Below are 18,755 nucleotides of genomic sequence, written 5' to 3'. Positions count from 1 at the left end.
ACAGATAACGCTCTCAAGAGGCGCTCTAAAGGGCATTAGCTGTACAAAAACTCCACCCACCCCAGAATCCGCGACGACGGCGGTCCCCCTTCGTCGTCGTCGCACCTGCCACCGGTCTTCTTTAGACTGGTACGTCAAAGGAGACACCCCCAATGAATCCCCTCATCAACTCGTTGATGGTTGGTGCCGCTGACGCGCCGGCCATCAAACCCGCAGTGGAGCTGGGCACTCCGCTGCTCCTGACCATCGCGGCCGCAGGCATCGCCCTGTTGCTGGTGTTGATCATCCGCTTCAAAATCCAGGCATTTGTTGCCCTGCTTGCCGTCAGCATCCTGGTGGGCGTCGCAGCCCAGATCCCGCTCAAGGACATCTTCACCGTGGTCACCAACGGCGTTGGCAGCACCATGGGCAAGGTTGCTTTGCTCATCGCACTCGGTGCCATCCTTGGCCGCATGATCGAAGTCTCCGGCGGCGTGCAGTCGTTGGCTACGCACTTTACCGAGAAGCTAGGCGCCAAGCGGGTTGCCGTGGCGCTTACCGCCGTCGGCTTCCTGGTCGCCATCCCGGTGTTCTTCGAGGTCGGCGTCATCGTCCTCGTGCCGATTGTTTACGCTTTCGCCAAGATCGCCAAGGTCCACCCCATTAAGTTCGGCCTGCCCATGGCCGGTATCATGCTGTCCATCCACGTGGCTGTCCCTCCGCACCCGGGAATCGTTGCCGGCGCCGGAGTTTTCGGTGCAGACATTGGACTCATCACCCTGATTTCGCTGATTATCTGTGTCCCCCTCGGCTTCCTGTCCTACTGGGTTGCCAGCATCATGAACCGCAAGGACTACGAGCTGCTTCCCGGCGTCAAGCAGCAGGTTGAAGAGTTCGGCTCCGATTCCCTGGTCCATGTTGGCCACGACGGCCCCGGTGCCCGCGCCATCGCTCCGCCGCGTCCAGGCCTCATCATGTTCCTGATCGCCGCCCCGATCGTCCAGATCCTCCTCGGCACTGTAGGTACATTGACCCTGCCGAAGGACAACTACTGGTACGGCGTTGCCGCTTTCATTGGAAACCCGTTCTTCGCGCTGCTCGTTGCAGTGGCCCTTTCCTTCTTCCTGCTGGCTGTCCGCCGCCACTGGTCCTTGAAGGAAACCGGCGAGATCTTCGAGGGCGCCCTTCCTCCCATCGCTTCCATCCTGATGGTGGTCGCGGCCGGTGGCGTGTTTGGTGAAGTACTCCGCACCTCAGGAATCGGTGCTGCCTTGTCCCACACCCTGGACAGCCTGGGCCTTCCGGTGATCGTTCTCGGCTTCATCATCTCGTTGGCACTGCGCGCGGCCCAAGGTTCTGCCACCGTCGCCATCGTGACCACCACAGGCCTGCTGACCTCCGCGGTCATGGAAGGCGGCTACTCGCCGGCCCAGATCGCCGTCATCGTGATTGCCATCGGATTCGGATCACTCGGCCTGTCCCACGTGACCGACGCCGGCTTCTGGACCGTGATCCGCTACTACGGCCTCACTGTCTCCGACGGCCTCAAGACCTGGACCGTCCTCACCACCATCCTGGGCCTGGCCGGCTTCGTCCTCACTTACGTCGCCTGGATCCTGGTGGGAGGCCTGGCCCACTGATGCGAGCTTCCCTGGACCATCTGGTCAGCTCCGCGCTGGCTTCGGGCTCGGCCGTTCCCGCTTTCACCTGCTACGACTTCACGACCGCTTTGGCCGTGGTGTCCGCAGCGGAGGAGACCGGACTTGGTGTGATCTTGTTGGTTGCTCCGAAGACTGCTTCGACTCAAAACGGGCTGCGCCTCATTTCCGCGCTTCGCGGCCTGGCTGATTCCGCCACTGTCCCGGTTTCGGTCCAGCTGGACCACGCCTCGGACCTGCCGGTGATTCTTGCCTCCGTGGCCGCGGGTGCCGATGCTGTGTTGGCGGATGGCTCATCGCTTGCCTACGCGGACAACATCGCCTTGGTCCGCGAAGTCCGTGCCGCGCTGGACGCGGCCGGTCATGCCGACGTCGTGCTTGAAGCGGAACTCGGCGGCCTCGCCGGTGACGAGGACAGAGCCTTCGGCACCTCAGCGGAAGAGTCCGACGCCGGTCCCGCCGTTGCCGGCCTGACGGACCCGGCACAGGTGGCTGATTTCGTTGAACGCACCGGCGCGCAGTTGCTCGCCGTCGCCGTGGGGAACGTGCACGGGAAGTACAAGGGCGAGCCCAATATCCGCTGGGATGTGCTGCAGGACATTGCTGCACGCACGGAGGTGCCGCTGGTGCTGCACGGTGCCTCGGGCATCCCCGCTACGGAGTTGGCCAAGGCGTCTTCGCTGAACGTTGGCAAAGTGAACTTCAACACGGAACTGCGGACGGGCATCCTGTCCACGCTGGAGTCCGAAACGGCGGCCTACCGGGCGGATGGCGAGAATCTGCAAGGATTGCTGGCGCGGTGGAACACCTCCGCGGCGACCTTTGCCGGCGCCACGCTGGAGCTGCTCAGCGCCTGACGCGCAACCACGTGAACACGGGGAGGCTAGGATCAAAACATGATCCTGGCCTCCCTGATTTTTGCCCTGGTTGCGGCCCTGCTGCACGTTTACATTTTCACCATGGAGTCCATCACCTGGACCAAGCCGAAGACGTGGAAAACGTTCAGCATCACCTCCCAAGCTGACGCCGAAACGACCAAATCGCTGGCCTACAACCAAGGCTTCTACAACCTGTTCCTCGCCATCGGCGCCCTAGTTGGCATCATCGCGGTGTGGGCCGGTTCGCCACAGGTGGGCTGGACCCTGGTCTTCAGTTCATGCGGGTCCATGCTCCTGGCGGCTCTCGTCTTGGCGGCCAGTGGTAAAAAGTACCTCCGCGCGGCGGCCATCCAAGGCACAACGCCGCTGCTCGCCGTCGTGCTTGGAATCCTCGCCCTCCTTTAACAGCAACGCGGGGTCACTTATGGCCCATGTTTCCTTCCAACATCGGCCATAAGTGACCCCGCGTTGTCCTTAGTTCTCCGGTGGGCCGTCCTGGGCTGCGGCGGCGTCCATCCACACGACTTCCCAGTGGTGCCCGTCGAGGTCGCGGAAGGCGCGGCTGTACATGAAGCCGTAGTCCTGCGTCGCGGAGCTTTCGGAGCCTCCCGATTCCAGGGCCTTGTTGGCCAATTCATCCACGGCCCACGGCTTTCCGCCGAAATGGCGACGATGGCCGCCGTCGTATTCCTGGTGTCGGCGATGGGCTGCTTGGTGAACTGGCTGAATTTTTCGTGAGTGAGCAGCATGGTGTAAATCGTGTCGCTGAAGACCACGCATGCCGCTGTTTCGTCCGTGAAATTCGGGTTGATGGTGTAGCCGAGTGCTGTGTAGAAGGCCTTGGAGGCCTCGAGGTCGCTGACGGGCAGGTTCACGAAAATGGACGTAGTCATGCCTCTGATCCTGCCGGTGTTTTAGCAGCCAGTCCAGTGTCAAACATGTCTATGTGAACAATCATCGGACGGCGTTCTCCTTCCAGAGAGGAAGCGGCACCACTCGAATGCTCCGCCCTGAGCCGTCCAGGACGTGACCCAGCCTCTTGTAGGTCCGTACCACCGCCTGCCTGGAGATGACGGCACTTCCCGGAGCCCGCTCCGCCAGTTCGCGTTCATAGGCCTGAACTTCCAGATAGTCGCGGACCCAGAGTGTCACCAGAAGGTTCTGGGCACCCAGGACCTGCGCGCATAAGCGGCAATTCGTCAATGCCGCGAAGTAACGGCCGACGTCGTCAACAAAGTGTGCCGGGACGTTGAGCACCAAAGTAACTTCCCGCAGGCCCTGCTGGGCCGACGTCGATGTATCGCACCTCAGCGCAATGTAGCCGGCCGCAAGGAACCGCTCCACCCGTCGTCGTGCTGTCTGGGGTGAGACGCCGCAGGCGGCACCCAGCTCCGCCCAGCTGGCCCGGCCATCGTTGGCCAACTCCTCCAGCAACTGCGCGTCCAGGGGGTCGGGGGAGTAGCCAGGTTGCTCCGGCAGGGGTTCCGCCGAGACCTGCCGCGCGCGGGCCGGTTCCAGGGTGCCGCTGCGCCATTCCGAGGCCTGCCTGTACAACTTGGTGACGAAGACTACCTCGCGGTGGGTGATTCCGGGCAGCCGCGGAAAGGACCCTGTGACGATGTCCATCAACTCCGCGTGGCTGGAGGCGAAGCAGTCCATGAAGATGTCGTGCGCGCCGGTGACCAAGGAAATCGTGGCGAACGCGGGCTCCGCACACAGCCGTTCAAGAAGGTCCTCGCTCTCGCCAGGGGTGGAGGACAAGTGGATGAAAGCCGACCACCCGGCTGAAAGATAGCGCTGCCCGGGCGAAGGAGTGATCCAGGCTTGGCCCTGTTCGGCCAGCGCGCTCCATCGCCGGGCAACAGTGGGGCCGGACAGGCCCAACGCGTCCGCAACGCGGCTCCATTCCGCCCGTGGGTTGATTTGAAGGGCATTCACGATTTCGAGGTCTAACTCGGAAATCATGGCTGATTCGTTCATAAATGCCCCTCTTAGGTGGGATTCGGATATTTCCAAAGCCAGTGTAGATGCCAGTTCTAACGTTGTGACACGCATCACCGCCCCTTCAACCGCAGAGTCTCACGCATCAAACCCAAGGAACTACATGACAAGCAACACAGCACCCCCGGCGTCGTCAACGATGACCCGCCGGACCATCGCAGGCATGATCCTGGCAATGGCACTGATCGAATCTCTCAGCGGCGTCACGCAGGGCTACCTCAACCCGATCCTTCCCGCCCTGGGTCCCGTCTTTGAGATCGACGACCCCACCATCAACGGCATTTTCCTCATTTCCAATGTCAGTTTCGCCGTCCTCACCCCCATCATCTCGAGGCTGGGCGACAGCTATGGCTACCGGCTGGTACTGCGCTGGTCCACGGGAGTGGTCACCCTCGGGGTGCTGCAAATGGCACTTTGGCCGTCGCTGTTGACCGTGACGCTCGGCGTCGTCATGCTTACTTGCGTTGTGGGCTTCATCCCGCTGATGATGGGCATCCTCCGTGTCACCAGCCCCGCCCATACCCGCACCGGCGTCAGCGTGATGATCGGCATGCTCATGATCATGGTGGGAGCCGGGGGCCTCCTCGCCGGGATCGTCGGCGTCACAGACCCAACGCTGGGCTTCTGGGTGGCGGTCCCGTTCGCGGCGGCAGCTTTCGCATGCTCCTACCTGCTGCCCGACGGCGGGATCCCCACCCGTGAAGGCATCGCCCTTGCGCCGCTGCTGGCATGCTCCCTGGGACTCATTGGGTTTGTCGTGGCCCTATCCATGGCCCCCGAATGGGGTTGGTTTGACGCCCGGACCCTGATCGCCGGACTGCTGGGCCTTGGCCTGCTGGCGTACTGGGCCAAGCGTGACTCCAGCGCCGCGGAAGGCAAGCGCTTCATGGACCTGCGCATGCTGGCCATACCCCGCATCCGCGCAGTCTCGATGGCTACATTCTTCTTCGGCTTCGCCTCCATCAGCTACTTCGGAACCAACGGGATCTTCCTGCACTCCAACCCGGACAAGACAGGCTACGGCTTCGGCTTGAGTCCACTCATGATCGCTGTAGTCCTGGCACTGGCCTCAGTGCTGTCACTGGGCTCATCCCTCATGACGGCCAAAGCGCTGCGACTATTCGGCGAACGTGCCACCTTGGTCTTCGCCGGGCTCTTGCTGGCCTGCGGCTTCGTGGTCATGCTCATGGCCCACAGCTCCTTTGCCGGTTATTGCCTGGGCTTCGCCATGTTCAACCTGAGCCTGGGCATGTATCAGGCGGGAACGCGCTCACTGTCCGTTGAAGGCGTTCCCTTGGAAGAAACATCCACTGCGGCCGGTTTGAACGAACTCGCCCTGTCCGTGGGCATTGCCGTAGGGGCAGCCGTGGTGAAGCTGATCTCCTCTGCCTCCGCCGAATCCGGCCACATCACCGAGCCTGGGCTGTTCTCCATCTGGGGAGCCTTGGCCGTCGCGGCTTTGGTGGCCGCCGCAGCCAGTGCCAGCTACCCCAAACGTGCAGCGACCGAGGTGACCGCCTGATGCCGCGACCCGACAACCCAAGCCATGGCGCCGCCGTCGTGCTTGATTCCGGAAACGGCATCCCCGCCACCCTGGACAGCCACGTGCAACGCTGGAAATCCGAAATACTCAACCTCAGCCATGCGATCCATGCAGATCCGGAACTTGGCGGCCAGGAAATCCGGGCAGTCAAACGCGTCCAAAAGGTGCTCCGAAAAGCCGGGTTCACGCTGGACAAAAAACAGCCCTCGGAGCCCACCGCGTTCAGCGCACGTTTCGGAACCGGTGAGCTTGTGGTGGCACTGTGCGTGGAATACGACGCCCTGCCCGCCATCGGCCACGCCTGCGGGCACAATGTGAACGCAGCCAGCGCCGTGGGAGCAGCGCTGGCGCTCGCGGCCATGGCTGAGCAAGTGGGGATTACCGTCAAGGTGCTGGGAACCCCCGCGGAGGAGACCACCGGTGGCAAGGTGGATTTGATCGATGGAGGCTTCTTCGACGACGTTTCCCTGGCCATGATGGCGCATGCCGGAGCGACCGATGTCGTAGGAGGATCGTCGTTGGCCATGGGTATGTGGGATGTGCTTTTCGAGGGGCGTCCGGCGCACGCCGCCGCTGCTCCCTGGGAAGGCGTTAATGCCCTGGACGGGCTGGTCATTGCCCAGACGGCTGTAGCCCTGGCTCGTCAGCAACTGCCCGCAGGCTCGATCGTTTCGCTGATCGTCACCGAAGGTGGGAGCGCCGTTAACGTGATTCCGGAGCGTGCCAGGGCAAATGTCGAAATGCGCGCCCCCAACGTCCGCGCACTAGGGACTATCCAGGACAAAGTAAGGCGTTGCCTTGAAGGTGCCGCCCACGCCAGCGGATGCACTGTCCAAGTGACACCCTCCGGCAACGACTACGCGGAGTTGCGCCAGGATGCATTCCTCTCTGAGGCCTACAGGGATGCCATGGCAGGAAAGGGCCGAACCGTAATCTGGAGTGCTGAGCCGGTGGCTTCGACGGACATGGGCAACGTTTCGCACATCGTGCCGAGCATCCACCCCATGGTGGGCTACGACGTGCGGGGCGCGGCCCATCACACTGCGGAATTCGCGGCCTTCGGCGCCTCGGCGGGCGCGGACCAGGCAGTGCTCGACGCTGCATTCGGGCTCGCAGCTGCCGCTGGTTCCGCCGCGATGGATCCGGAGCAGAGGGAGCGTCTGCTGCGGGCACGTCCGTAAGGAGCAGGACCCGGCCAGCCTTCTGGCCCGATTCCCCAAGCGGGCGGACAATGGAGTCAGCATACGGGAGCCAACGCCCGGGGGGAGCCAACCCGGGGGCCCGTCTGGTAGGGAGAGCCATGGAGCGGGAGGCGTCTGCTGCGGTCAGCCCAGCGGCTGTGCACAGGGATCCGGCGATCGACCTCGTCCGCTTCACCTGCCTGCTCCTGGTGGTGGCTGCCCACTGCATGATGGTGAGTCCTGTCCTCCACAAGGATGGGACGGTCGAGACGCGCAACGTGCTGATGGAGCAGGCGTGGTCTGCACCCGTGTTGTGGGTGCTGATGATCGTTCCCCTGTTTTTTGTCCTGGGTGGCGTCACCGGTCTCCAGTCGTGGCGGCGCCTGAAGGCAAGCGGTGGGAACGGATTCGATTTCGCGCAGCTGCGGCTTCTCCGCCTGGTGCGCCCGGCCATGGCCTTGCTTGCTGTCATGTGGGGAGGCTTGTGGATTGCTTTGCTGCTTGGTGTCCACCCGCAAGTTATCCAGCTGATGACAACCGGCGCCGCCATGCCGCTGTGGTTCCTGGCCGCGTACCTCACTGCCCAGCTCAGCATCCCGGTCATGGCCAGGTTCCATGAACGTTCGCCGCTCCTGACGTTCCTGTCACTGCTGGGTGCGGTCATCACCATCGATTCCCTCCGTGGCACCCTTCCACTGCTGGCGTTCACCAACATGATCTTTGTGTGGTGCGCAGTCCAGGAGTTGGGCTTCATGAAAGCCGACGGCTTTTTCGAGGACCGCAGCCGCACGTGGCTGGTGGCCGCCATGGTCTCCAGCAACCTGCTTCTGGGCCTCGTCACAGGAGTGGGGATCTATCCGGGCAACATGGTGGTGAATATCAACCCACCCAATCTGTGCCTGGTCCTGCTGGGTATCTCCCAGACGGCGGTACTGCAGCTCCTGGCCCCCGGCGTGCGGTGGCTCGGCGAAGTCCGTTGGATCCGTGCGGTGATTGCGGTGGCAGGGCGTCGCTCCATGTCGGTATATCTGTGGCACCTTCCAATCCTTGTTGGCATGTCCGGGCTGTTGTTGCTCACAGATCTGCCCAAGGCCGCGGCGGGATCGGCGGAATGGTGGTGGGCCCGGATACCCGTCTTCCTGACAGTGGTAGTTCTGCTCGTCCCGGTGGTGAGGCTCTTCGGCCGTTTCGAGGATCGTCCCATGGCAGCCAGCCACGCCCGGGGCCCGGCGCGCGTGGCAGTGGTGACGGCCGCCGTCGTGGTCTTTGTCCCGGTGACGAACGCAGCCTTGAACGGGCTGACTCTCGCCTTGTTGGGTGGGGGAGCGGCCTGCTTCGCCCTGTCTGTCCTGCTGCTGGGCAGGGTTCCGACGCCGGTGCTGCCGCTTGGTGAAGCGGCAGCCGCGGAGGTTCCACGCCTCACGTTGCCAGCGCACGATTTACGTGCCAACCTCGAAACATGACCGAGAATACCGATTCACTGGCCGAGTCGTTCCGCCCTGGTGTTACCACCCTGCGCAACGACAAATTCCACCGCTACGAGCTTCATGTGGACGGGGAGTTGGCGGTGATTTCGCAGTTCATGGACAAACCCGGGCATATCGATTTCATCCACACCGAAACAAAGCCGCAGTTCAAGGGACAAGGACTGGCCAACGTCCTGGCGCACTTCGCCTTGGACGACGTCGTGGCGTCCGGGAAGCGCATCATTCCGCACTGCCCCTTCATAGCCGGCTACCTGAAGAGGCACGAAGGGTACGAGCAGGACGTTGACTGGCCCAAGGAGAAGCCTCCGGTTGAAGCGGAACCGGGCAACAACTAGCTGGCCCGTGCGCTCGGCGTAGGTGGTTTGCGACGCGGCGCTACGTTCGTGACGATCGCGGAGCTCCAGAACCCCAGGCCGCGACGCGTTGAACGGGACGGCAAGTCCGGCCGTGACCCTGTGAGCGCAACCATGGCATCGTGTTCATCGAGGACTTCCTGGCCGCGGCACCACGCCCTGACCTGCATGGCACTGATCAGGCTGCCCCCGTGGATATGGTCCGATTCTGTGACGCGATAGGAGAAACTCCGCATCACGCCTTCCCCCGGAGCCAGGGCGCCCACTGACAGGTGGCGTTGGTTCGGACTGGAGTCGTATAGGAGCGGTTCCATGGCCTCGTTGGTGAAGGACCTCGGAATAAGACGAATGTTACGCAGATGGCATGTGGACTCATTCATGATCCACGCCGTGAAGATAACGGTCTCCCCGGGGACGGCCGTGGGCTTGTCCGCACCATGGATCAACGTGATGCACTTCGATTGGCCCGAAAGTGAGCGGCATCCGTAGAGCCGGGTGGGCGATGAAGGTGTTACCGCACCTCGTGGGCGGATTGAGTCTCCCGCACGCGTCCAGCGAACCACCCTGATCAAGGAGGACCGTCCCCTGAAGCGCGTGAGTATCGGTTCGGAGCCCGGGTTGTGAAGCCTCATGTGTGGTTAGTGCCGTGTGAACCGGTTATGTGTCGCCATTTTGACGAAATTTTTCGCCCCTTATAGTCCTAAGTAGCCTGACATTCAAGTCAAGTCGCAATCTGATGACACACTACTGTTTATGGATCAAGTATTAGTGGCCGGGGCCGGAGGGGCGCCCGCAACGTCGACGGCCGGAAACTCCAGCGATCCCCAGATCCTTGACCTCGTTCGACAAGGCGTCACTGAGGCCTTCGACACCCTTTACACCCGTCACGTGCAGATCGCCCAGTACGTTGCCCGCGCGCAGTCCGACAACCCCAGCGACGCTGATGACGTTGTGGCCGAGGCCTTTGCATCCATCTTCCAGTCCCTGAAGGACGGCAAGGGCCCCAGGGAGTTCTTCCGCTCCTACCTCCTGACTGTGGTGCGGCGTACCGCGCATGAACGCAACAGAAAAGCCAGGCTCACGCAGACGGCCGCCGATGACACCGTGTTGGACGCCGTGGTCCATGATGACGACCACGTGGTGGGCGACCTCGAGTCGAGCATCATGGCCAAGGCCTTCAAGTCCCTGCCGGAACGATGCCAGGCCGTGCTGTTCCACCTCGACATCGAAGGGTTGAAGCCGGCCGCCGTAGCACCGTTGGTTGGGCTTACCCCGAATGGTGTGTCCTCGTTGGCCATCCGTGCAAGGGAGGGACTGCGCCAGGCTTATCTGCAGCACCACATCAGCCGAAGCGTTGATGAGGCATGTGACGAGTTCGCCGGCCAGCTCGGCAAGTACGTGCGCGATGCCCTCAAACGCACGTCCAGGGAAAAAGTGGATGCCCACTTGGCAGGCTGTTCCAAGTGCACCGCTTTGCTGATGGAACTGAACGACGTCCAAGGCGGCATGCGTGCCATCCTCTTTCCGTTGGTTGCGGGCGTCGTGTTCACCCCGGCGGCAGCCGCCTCCGTGGGGTGGTCGGGTGCCGGAGCCGCAGCAACTTCGGGAAAGGCCGCGGTTCTTGGCCTCCACGGAATCAGCTGGAAACTCGCGGCGGCAGTTGTGGTCGGCGTCGGGACTGTGGCTGGGGCCCTCACGTTGCTGCCGCAGCCGAACGATGGGCCCGGTGCCGCGATCGCGGAAGCTCCGGTGAGTGTTCCAGCAGTCAAGGAACCAGCGTCACCTGCAGCGCCGGTCGAAAGCGCGGCGCCCCTGCCAAGCGCCACGCCGGTACCGCCACCAGCCCCCGTAAGTCAACCTCCCGCCGTCGTGATTCCGCCCGAAGAACCGCTGCGAAGGAGCGCTGTCGTTGTGGATCCCGGTGTTGTCTCATCGACGACGGCGCCACAGACTGACGCTGCAGCGGCACCTCTGACTCGCACGGTTGAGGCGACGTTCTCGGCAGGCAAGGGCTCGGAACCCCTCGAGAGGGAATTGCACATCCAGTTCACCCTGGATGGTGACGGTTCGCCGGCATCGGGCGAAGCTATCTTCACTTTGCCCGATGGCGCTGCTTTCGTGGAGGGGAAAAACGTGGCGCCTGCGGGCTGGGATTGCAGCGCTTCCGAGGCGCAGCAAATCCGCTGCGTCTCCGATGATCTGGACCAAAACCAGCTTGCTTTCCACCTCACTGTGTTCCTGCCCGGGGACGCGGAGAGTGGAACGCTGGAGTACCAGTTCAGCGGGCAGGGGATCGTTCCCAAGACCTTCATCAATACTTTCCACTAAGCGCTCTCTTCCTAAAGCCTCAAAAGTTTTTCTCGATTTCGCGTCACGAATCGGGAACTTCCCCCACTAAGTGGTTGGACTCGTCTATGCCTTGGCCGGTCCGCGAAAAATATCGAAATTCTGCGTCATGAATCGCTATAGAGATGCACATGTTCACTGGCAGCAGCCTTTCGCATCCACAGCATCACGCGGGGAATTCCGTGCTTGACCGGTCCCGGGTGATCCAAACAGGCAAGAGAGCCCATGAGATATTCACGTCCACGAAAGCTGTTAGCGGGTGTACTCGCTACAGCGATAATTTCCCTGGGGGTGGGCGGTGCCTTGGCGCCACCATCCCTGGCCACAGTTCCCGGGACACCAGGAGTTACGCAGCCTGGAACGGTCGTCTTCACCGAAGACTTTGAAAACGGGACCGACAACACCGCCCTCGGCGCGCAGTCATACTCGGCGGCGGGTTCCACCACGTACGTAGGTGCCACCGGGCAGACGTACACAGGGTCGCCGAGCTGGATCAACGGTATCCGTTGCAATGGCGTCATCCTGAGCTATGACAACACCGACACTCCGCCGTGGGCTATCTCCGGCGCCGGAGGATCCGGTACCGACAACCGCTGCGCCGACGTCGACACACGTCGCAGCTACCAGCATCTTCGCATGCTGGCCCTGGGCATGGGACAACAGTTCACCCCAAGCTCACCCGACACGAACCACGTCACCAGCTCCTTTACGGAGTGCCTCTCCAACAATACGGCTGGCGGCTTCTGCGCCATTCTCCCCGCCGGACCCAATAACGGCGTGATGTTCAAGACGGCCAATCCGCTTGCCACCACCGCCGGCCACTACTACACCTTCGGTGTGGACACGGCTTTCATGAACTGCATGGCAGTCAGTGCCGATCCGTCGTACCAATTCGCCCGCATTGACGCGGACGGAACCGTGACTCCCATCGGTGACCCGGTGAACGGCTGCCAGGCGACGTCCGATCCCAACGTCCAGGCCTATCAGCAGCAGGTTACAAGCGACGTCGGCGGTGTCTTTGGCACGATCACCAAGACGATCAACATCAATTCCATGCTGACCAACCAGGCTTTCCAGTCAACGGGCGCCTCTTTGGGACTTGAGATGTGGAACAACAACGGCACCTCCAACGGCAACGACGGTGCTTTTGACAATGTGCGCCTGGTGGACGTAACGCCCCAGTTGGACAAGTCGTTCTCGCCGGCGCTGGTTGGCCCGGGGCAGTCTTCCACGCTGACGCTGACCGTGACGAACACCAGCGAACTCAACGCCAAGGACGACTGGTCCATCACTGACACCCTGCCTGCCGGACTTAAAGTAGCCGGCACGCCGAACATCGGCGGCACATGTGTCCAGTCTGCGGGTAACCCGTTGGCCACCACCGCGGCCGCGGGAAGCAACGTCATTGCCGTTACCGGCGGAGACCTGGCCAAGGGCATGGCATCCTGCACCATTACCGTGGATGTCACCGCAGATGCCGAGGGTACCTACGTTAATGGTCCTGCGAACATCGAGACCAACCTCAACCCGCCGGCAGACGCCACTCTGGTGGTGAAGGCTCCGCGCATTGAGTTGAGCAAGTCCCTGAACTCCCCCCGTCTGGTTGATTCGGACCAGTTCACCATGGCGATCCACGCCGGTTCGGCTACCGGAGCAGTGGTCAACAACACGGCCAATTCCACCACTGCTGGAACGGGCTCCACGGTTAACGCGGGTACTGGCGTTACCGGCAAATATGTTGCCGACACCGCCACCACGTACTACCTGACGGAATCTGCCTCCAACCTGGCTGATTACGATCAATCGATCACCTGCACGGACGCCAATGGCCTCCAGCAGGGGCTTCCCTCCGGGGCCGCTTTCGACCAGTCCTTCGCGTTGACCCCAGTTGCCGGTGCGGACATCAGCTGTGTGCTGACCAACACGGCCCTGCCGGTTTCGCGGATGGAGTTCAGCAAGTCTGCGGATGCCTCCGCCGTCCAGTCGCCAGCGCAGGTAGGGGACGTCATCACATACACGTTCTCGGCGAAGAACACCGGAAACGTCACCCTCACGGGTGTTGCCATCAACGATCCCCTGGCAGGGCTTTCACCGCTGGCATACACCTGGCCGGGTACTCCGGGCACGTTGCTTCCTGGCGAGACAGTCACTGCGATGGCCACATATGCCACCACGCAAGCGGATATCGATGCAGGTCACGTAGCCAACGCAGCCACCACCTCGGGTAATCCTCCGACCGGCCCACCAGTCACACCTCCGCCTGGCACTACCGACACTCCGTTGACCCCTGGCCCCGCCATGGAATTCAGCAAGTCTGCAGATGCTTCCGGAATCAAGAACCCGTCTGCTGTTGGCGACATCATCACCTACACGTTCACGTCCAAGAACACCGGCAACGTGAAGCTGACCAACGTTTCCATCAACGATCCCTTGGCAGGCCTCTCAGCGTTGACCTACAACTGGCCGGGTGCCGCAGGTGAACTGCTTCCGGGCCAGACTGTAACCGCTACGGCAACATACGCGGTAACGCAGGCTGATATCAATGCCGGTCATGTCGCCAACGCGGCTACCACCACGGGCACTCCGCCCACTGGTCCTGCCGTAACGCCTCCTCCGGGAACAACGGATACTCCGTTGACTCCCGGTCCGGCCATGGAATTCAGCAAGTCAGCTGACGCCTCCGCTGTCGGGAACCCCTCCAAGGTTGGTGACGTGATCACATACACGTTCACGGCCAAGAACACGGGCAACGTCACGCTGAGCAACGTTTCCATCACGGATCCGCTGGCTGGTCTGTCTGCCTTGGCATACACCTGGCCGGGCACCGCAGGAACCCTCCTGCCCGGACAGACCGTTACTGCCACTGCCACCTACGCAGTCACCCAGGCGGATATCGACGCCGGTCATGTCGCCAACAGCGCGACCACCACGGGTACTCCGCCCACTGGTCCTGTTGTGACGCCTCCTCCGGGAACCACGGACACTCCGTTGACCCCGGCTTCGGCAATGACATTCACCAAGTCGGCAGATGCTTCCGGTATCCAGAACCCGTCAGTTGTAGGTGACCGCATCACCTACACCTTCACGGCAAAGAACACCGGCAACGTCACGTTGAAGAATGTTTCCATCACCGATCCTCTGGCAGGCCTCTCGGCGCTGGCTTACACCTGGCCCGGTACTGCAGGAGAGCTGCTGCCCGGTCAGACCGTCACGGCTACGGCGACATACGCCATCACGCAGGCGGATATCGACGCCGGTCATGTTGCCAACACCGCAACAACCACGGGCACTCCGCCCACGGGTCCTGCGGTTACGCCTCCGCCGGGAACCACGGACACCCCGTTGACCCCTGGTCCGGCGATGGTATTCACCAAGTCCGCCGACTCCTCGGCGATCCACGATCCGTCGGTGGTCGGTGACATCATCACCTACACCTTCACCGCGAAGAACACCGGCAACGTCACGCTGAAGAACGTTTCCATCACCGACCCGCTGGCTGGTCTGTCTGCCTTGGCATACACCTGGCCGGGCACGGCGGGCGAACTGCTGCCGGGCCAGACCGTGACTGCTACGGCTACGTACGCCATCACCCAGGCCGACATCAACGCCGGCCATGTTGCCAACTCGGCCACCACCACGGGTACTCCGCCCACTGGTCCTGCCGTGACGCCTCCTCCGGGAACGACGGACACCCCGTTGACCCCGACTCCGGCAATGCAGTTCACCAAGACGGCCGACGCTTCTGCCATCAAGGATCCTTCGACGGTGGGTGACATCATCACGTACACCTTCACCGCGAAGAACACCGGCAACGTGGACTTGACCAACGTTTCCATCACGGATCCGCTGGCCGGTTTGTCCGCCTTGAACTACACGTGGCCGGGAACCCCGGGCACGCTGCTTCCGGGCGAGACCGTGACTGCCACGGCAACGTACGCCATCACGCAGGCGGATATCGACGCCGGTCACGTGGCCAACAGCGCGACCACCACGGGCACTCCGCCCACTGGTCCTGCCGTAACGCCTCCTCCGGGAACAACGGATACTCCGTTGACCCCCAAACCGGCCATGGAGTTCAGCAAGACTGCCGATGCTTCGGCGGTCCAGAACCCCACCAAGGTGGGCGACGTGATCACGTACTCGTTCTCCGCGAAGAACACGGGCAACGTCACGCTGACCAACGTTTCCATCGCGGATCCGCTGGCTGGCCTGTCTGCCTTGGCGTACACCTGGCCGGGCACCGCAGGAACCCTGCTTCCGGGCCAGACCGTGACGGCTACGGCCACGTATGCGGTTACCCAGGCGGATATCGAGTCCGGCCATGTCGCCAACTCGGCAACCACCACGGGTACTCCGCCTACCGGTCCTGCGGTAACGCCTCCTCCGGGAACCACGGATACTCCGTTGACTCCGGCTCCGGCGATGGAGTTCACCAAGACGGCTGATGCTTCGGCGGTCCAGAACCCCACGAAGGTGGGCGACGTTATCACGTACACGTTCGCGGCCAAGAACACCGGAAACGTGTCGCTGAAGAACGTAACCATCACCGATCCGTTGGCTGGCCTCTCGGCATTGAGCTACGTCTGGCCCGGCGCTGCAGGAACCCTGCTGCCCGGCGAGACCGTGACGGCTACTGCCACGTACGCGGTTACGCAGGCGGATATCGACGCCGGTCATGTTGCCAACAGTGCGACCACCACGGGTACTCCTCCCACTGGTCCTGCTGTGACGCCTCCTCCGGGAACGACGGACACTCCGCTGACTCCGGCTCCGGCCATGGAGTTCACCAAGACGGCTGATGCTTCGGCCATCCAGATCCCCACCATGTCCGGCGACAAGATCACGTACACGTTCACGGCCAAGAACACCGGTAACGTCACGCTGAAGAATGTCACCATCACGGATCCGCTGGCTGGTCTTTCAGCCCTGGCGTACACCTGGCCGGGCACCCCCGGCGAGCTGCTTCCGGGCCAGACGGTGACTGCTACGGCAACGTATGCAGTGACCCAGGCGGACATCGACGCCGGCCACGTGGCCAACAGCGCGACCACCACGGGCACTCCGCCCACTGGTCCTGCCGTAACGCCTCCTCCGGGAACGACGGACACCCCGTTGACCCCGGCCCCGGCGATGACGTTTACCAAGTCGGCAGACGCCTCGGCACTCCAGGATCCGTCAAAGGCAGGCGACAAGATCACCTACACGTTGACGGCCAAGAACACCGGAAACGTCACGCTGACCAACGTCATCATCGACGACCCCCTGGCGGGCCTCTCGGCTTTGACCTACGTCTGGCCTGGTGCTGCAGGAACCCTGCTGCCCGGTGAGACCGTGACGGCTACGGCAACGTACGCCATCACCCAGGCGGATATCGACGCCGGTCACGTTGCCAACAGCGCAACCACCACGGGCACCCCGCCTACCGGTCCTGCGGTCACGCCTCCTCCGGGCGAAACGGACACCCCGTTGACCCCAGCACCGGGCATGGAGTTCACCAAGACAGCTGACGCGTCCGCGGTTCATTCCCCGTCCAAGGTAGGCGACCAGATCACCTACACGTTCACGGCCAAGAACACCGGAAACGTCACGCTGACCAATGTCACCATCGACGACCCTCTGGCTGGTCTGTCGGCACTGAGCTACACCTGGCCCGGTGCTGCGGGAACCCTGCTGCCCGGACAGATGGTGACGGCTACGGCAACGTACGCCATCACCCAGTCGGACATCGAGGCCGGCCATGTGGCCAACTCGGCGACCACTACGGGAACTCCTCCTACCGGTCCTTCGGTCACGCCGCCTCCGGGAACCACGGATACCCCGTTGACCCCTGCAGCTGGACTGGAGTTCACCAAGAAGGCTGACGCTTCAGCGGTTGGCGATCCCGCCCACGTGGGCGATCTGATCACCTACAACTTCACGGTAAAGAACACCGGGAATGTGGCGCTGAGGGACGTTGAGGTCAAGGATCGTATGCCTGGTCTGTCCGCCTTGGTCTACACCTGGCCCGGAACCGCGGGTACCTTGCTGCCCGGCCAGTCAGTGACGGCTTCGGCAACGTACGCCATCACCCAGGCCGACATCAACGCAGGCAAGGTCGCCAACACGGCAATTGCGACGGGTGTTCCGCCGAAGGGACCTTCGGTAGAGACGCCACCTGCAACCGCTGTGGTGACCCTTCCGCCGGCTGATGACTCAGTACAGGGCGGCTCCGGAGGGTCACAGGTTGGCTCCGGAGGGTCGCTGGCCAGCACTGGTGTTGTTCTCACCGTCCTGCCCATCAGCCTGCTGGTGGTTGGTGCGGGTGTCTTCCTGTTCCTCGTCGGACGCCGCAAGCGTTCTGAGGTCTAGGTAGCAGAGTGCGCGGTAGCCGGGTTCAACCGCCCGGTTACCGCGCATTCGTCCGTTCATTTCCACATCACGAAAGATCCAGGGAGCCATCACATGAAGAAACCAGTCGTGTGCTTCGTTGGCGTGCTGGTGGCAGCTTCAGCACTCTCCGCTTGCTCTTCGCCGGAGAGCAATCAAGCGGGGAACCCGCCGTCGACGACCACAACACAGGCCGCCACAACAGGCGAGGCAAAACCGGCCAACCCGGGCACGGGCATCATCCAGGCCACCACCATGACCTCTTGCGACACCGCACCTGGAAAGGTCGCCGCCAAGGGTACGGTGACTCCTCCAGCAGGCACCAAGGGGGCAGTCAAGATCACTGTCAGTTGGGTCGACCCGAGTACTTCAGCCGTGCTTGCCCACGGCGAGCAGACCTTCAAGGATGTACAGGCCGGCAAGTCGCTGGATTGGACGGCCACCGCAGAAGTGACCAAACCGGCCAAGGACATCAAATGCGTTCTTGGTGCTGCTGTGCTCTAGCTGCAAGGCACGCCCCGCACGCACAACAGAGAAGCGGCTCACCAGGAACAACTACCTGATGAGCCGCTTCTTTTGCCACTGATTCGCATGCCAGAACAGCAGGGCTGCCGTCATGAGAACAGCCGCCAAAAGGGCATAAGGCGCATTCGAGAGCATCATGTAGGTAAATTGCGCCGACTCGGCAGACTGGTAGGGCTGCGGACCCATCATGCCGCCCGCCGCCGTCGATATGGCCCACAGGCCCAACCACATCAACGATGCGTCCAGAACCCAGAGGGCAATGATGAACGGGTTCACGACCAGGCGTGCCCGGGGCGGGTCGGCGACCTCGGGAACGTGGGGGCTCACTGCTGGGATGGCGTTGCCCTGCTCATCGATTTCGCGGAAGCCGATCCGTTCGTGGACGTGGTCTTTCAAAGGGTCCCCCAACCGTTGACGGGTTTGTCCTAGCACTCTACT

At 62.5% G+C, this 18,755-nt stretch carries 13 protein-coding genes and 1 pseudogene; 10 read left to right on the top strand and 4 right to left on the bottom strand.

Annotated features, from left to right (window positions below; genetic code table 11):
• Nucleotides 1-152 precede the first annotated feature (152 nt).
• Genes ACFUOZ_RS10510 through ACFUOZ_RS10500 form a run of 3 tightly spaced genes read left to right on the top strand, consistent with a single transcriptional unit; the run spans nucleotide 153 to nucleotide 2,920 of the window.
• Nucleotides 153-1,619 (top strand): GntP family transporter, encoded by a 1,467-nt coding sequence (locus ACFUOZ_RS10510; RefSeq protein WP_377547653.1) that lies wholly within the window; start codon nucleotides 153-155, stop codon nucleotides 1,617-1,619.
• The gene (locus tag ACFUOZ_RS10505) at nucleotides 1,619-2,494 is read left to right on the top strand and encodes a class II fructose-bisphosphate aldolase (protein WP_377547651.1); all 876 of its coding nucleotides are present in this window, start codon (nucleotides 1,619-1,621) and stop codon (nucleotides 2,492-2,494) included. Before ACFUOZ_RS10510 ends, ACFUOZ_RS10505 begins: the two co-directional genes overlap by 1 nt.
• A 39-nt stretch (nucleotides 2,495-2,533) precedes the next feature.
• Entirely contained in the window at nucleotides 2,534-2,920 is a 387-nt protein-coding gene (locus ACFUOZ_RS10500; protein WP_377547649.1) for a DUF1304 domain-containing protein, read from the top strand.
• 69 nt (nucleotides 2,921-2,989) lie between these two features.
• Here ACFUOZ_RS10500 and ACFUOZ_RS10495 read toward each other — a convergent pair.
• Together ACFUOZ_RS10495 and ACFUOZ_RS10490 are read right to left on the bottom strand one after the other, a co-directional pair.
• Nucleotides 2,990-3,408: pseudogene (locus ACFUOZ_RS10495) on the bottom strand (VOC family protein).
• A gap of 61 nt (nucleotides 3,409-3,469) precedes the next feature.
• Nucleotides 3,470-4,480, bottom strand: coding sequence for an Lrp/AsnC family transcriptional regulator (locus ACFUOZ_RS10490; protein WP_377547647.1), 1,011 nt, complete (start codon nucleotides 4,478-4,480; stop codon nucleotides 3,470-3,472).
• 139 nt (nucleotides 4,481-4,619) lie between these two features.
• Between ACFUOZ_RS10490 and ACFUOZ_RS10485 the strand changes: the two genes are divergently transcribed.
• The 4 genes from ACFUOZ_RS10485 (at nucleotide 4,620) to ACFUOZ_RS10470 (ending at nucleotide 9,062) form a co-directional block, all read left to right on the top strand.
• Nucleotides 4,620-6,038, top strand: coding sequence for an MFS transporter (locus ACFUOZ_RS10485; protein ID WP_377547645.1), 1,419 nt, complete (start codon nucleotides 4,620-4,622; stop codon nucleotides 6,036-6,038).
• On the top strand, nucleotides 6,038-7,240 hold the full coding sequence (locus tag ACFUOZ_RS10480) for an amidohydrolase (RefSeq protein WP_377547643.1): 1,203 nt from the start codon (nucleotides 6,038-6,040) through the stop codon (nucleotides 7,238-7,240). The genes ACFUOZ_RS10485 and ACFUOZ_RS10480 overlap by 1 nt, the downstream gene beginning before the upstream one ends.
• A 119-nt stretch (nucleotides 7,241-7,359) precedes the next feature.
• Nucleotides 7,360-8,703, top strand: coding sequence for an acyltransferase (locus ACFUOZ_RS10475; RefSeq protein ID WP_377547641.1), 1,344 nt, complete (start codon nucleotides 7,360-7,362; stop codon nucleotides 8,701-8,703).
• Entirely contained in the window at nucleotides 8,700-9,062 is a 363-nt protein-coding gene (locus ACFUOZ_RS10470; protein ID WP_377547639.1) for a GNAT family N-acetyltransferase, read from the top strand. The genes ACFUOZ_RS10475 and ACFUOZ_RS10470 overlap by 4 nt, the downstream gene beginning before the upstream one ends.
• Here the strand turns inward: ACFUOZ_RS10470 and ACFUOZ_RS10465 are convergent.
• Nucleotides 9,059-9,460, bottom strand: a complete 402-nt coding sequence (locus ACFUOZ_RS10465; RefSeq protein WP_377547637.1) for a hypothetical protein — start codon at nucleotides 9,458-9,460, stop codon at nucleotides 9,059-9,061. The two genes, ACFUOZ_RS10470 and ACFUOZ_RS10465, sit on opposite strands and share 4 nt — an antisense overlap.
• A gap of 373 nt (nucleotides 9,461-9,833) precedes the next feature.
• On the opposite strand from ACFUOZ_RS10465, the gene ACFUOZ_RS10460 reads away from it, so the two are divergent.
• The 3 genes from ACFUOZ_RS10460 (at nucleotide 9,834) to ACFUOZ_RS10450 (ending at nucleotide 18,296) form a co-directional block, all read left to right on the top strand.
• Nucleotides 9,834-11,408, top strand: a complete 1,575-nt coding sequence (locus tag ACFUOZ_RS10460) for a sigma-70 family RNA polymerase sigma factor (RefSeq protein WP_377547635.1) — start codon at nucleotides 9,834-9,836, stop codon at nucleotides 11,406-11,408.
• 321 nt (nucleotides 11,409-11,729) lie between these two features.
• Nucleotides 11,730-17,774, top strand: a complete 6,045-nt coding sequence (locus tag ACFUOZ_RS10455; RefSeq protein WP_377547633.1) for a hypothetical protein — start codon at nucleotides 11,730-11,732, stop codon at nucleotides 17,772-17,774.
• A 93-nt stretch (nucleotides 17,775-17,867) separates the two neighbouring features.
• On the top strand, nucleotides 17,868-18,296 hold the full coding sequence (locus ACFUOZ_RS10450) for a hypothetical protein (RefSeq protein ID WP_377547631.1): 429 nt from the start codon (nucleotides 17,868-17,870) through the stop codon (nucleotides 18,294-18,296).
• A 51-nt stretch (nucleotides 18,297-18,347) separates the two neighbouring features.
• On the opposite strand, the gene ACFUOZ_RS10445 is transcribed toward ACFUOZ_RS10450, so the two are convergent.
• Entirely contained in the window at nucleotides 18,348-18,713 is a 366-nt protein-coding gene (locus ACFUOZ_RS10445) for a hypothetical protein (RefSeq protein WP_377547629.1), read from the bottom strand.
• Nucleotides 18,714-18,755: the final 42 nt, after the last annotated feature.

It is taken from the genome of Paenarthrobacter sp. NPDC057355 (genome assembly GCF_042667405.1).
In the GTDB taxonomy this organism is placed as follows: Bacteria; Actinomycetota; Actinomycetes; order Actinomycetales; family Micrococcaceae; genus Arthrobacter.
This window is presented reverse-complemented; position numbering and strand designations above follow the sequence as displayed.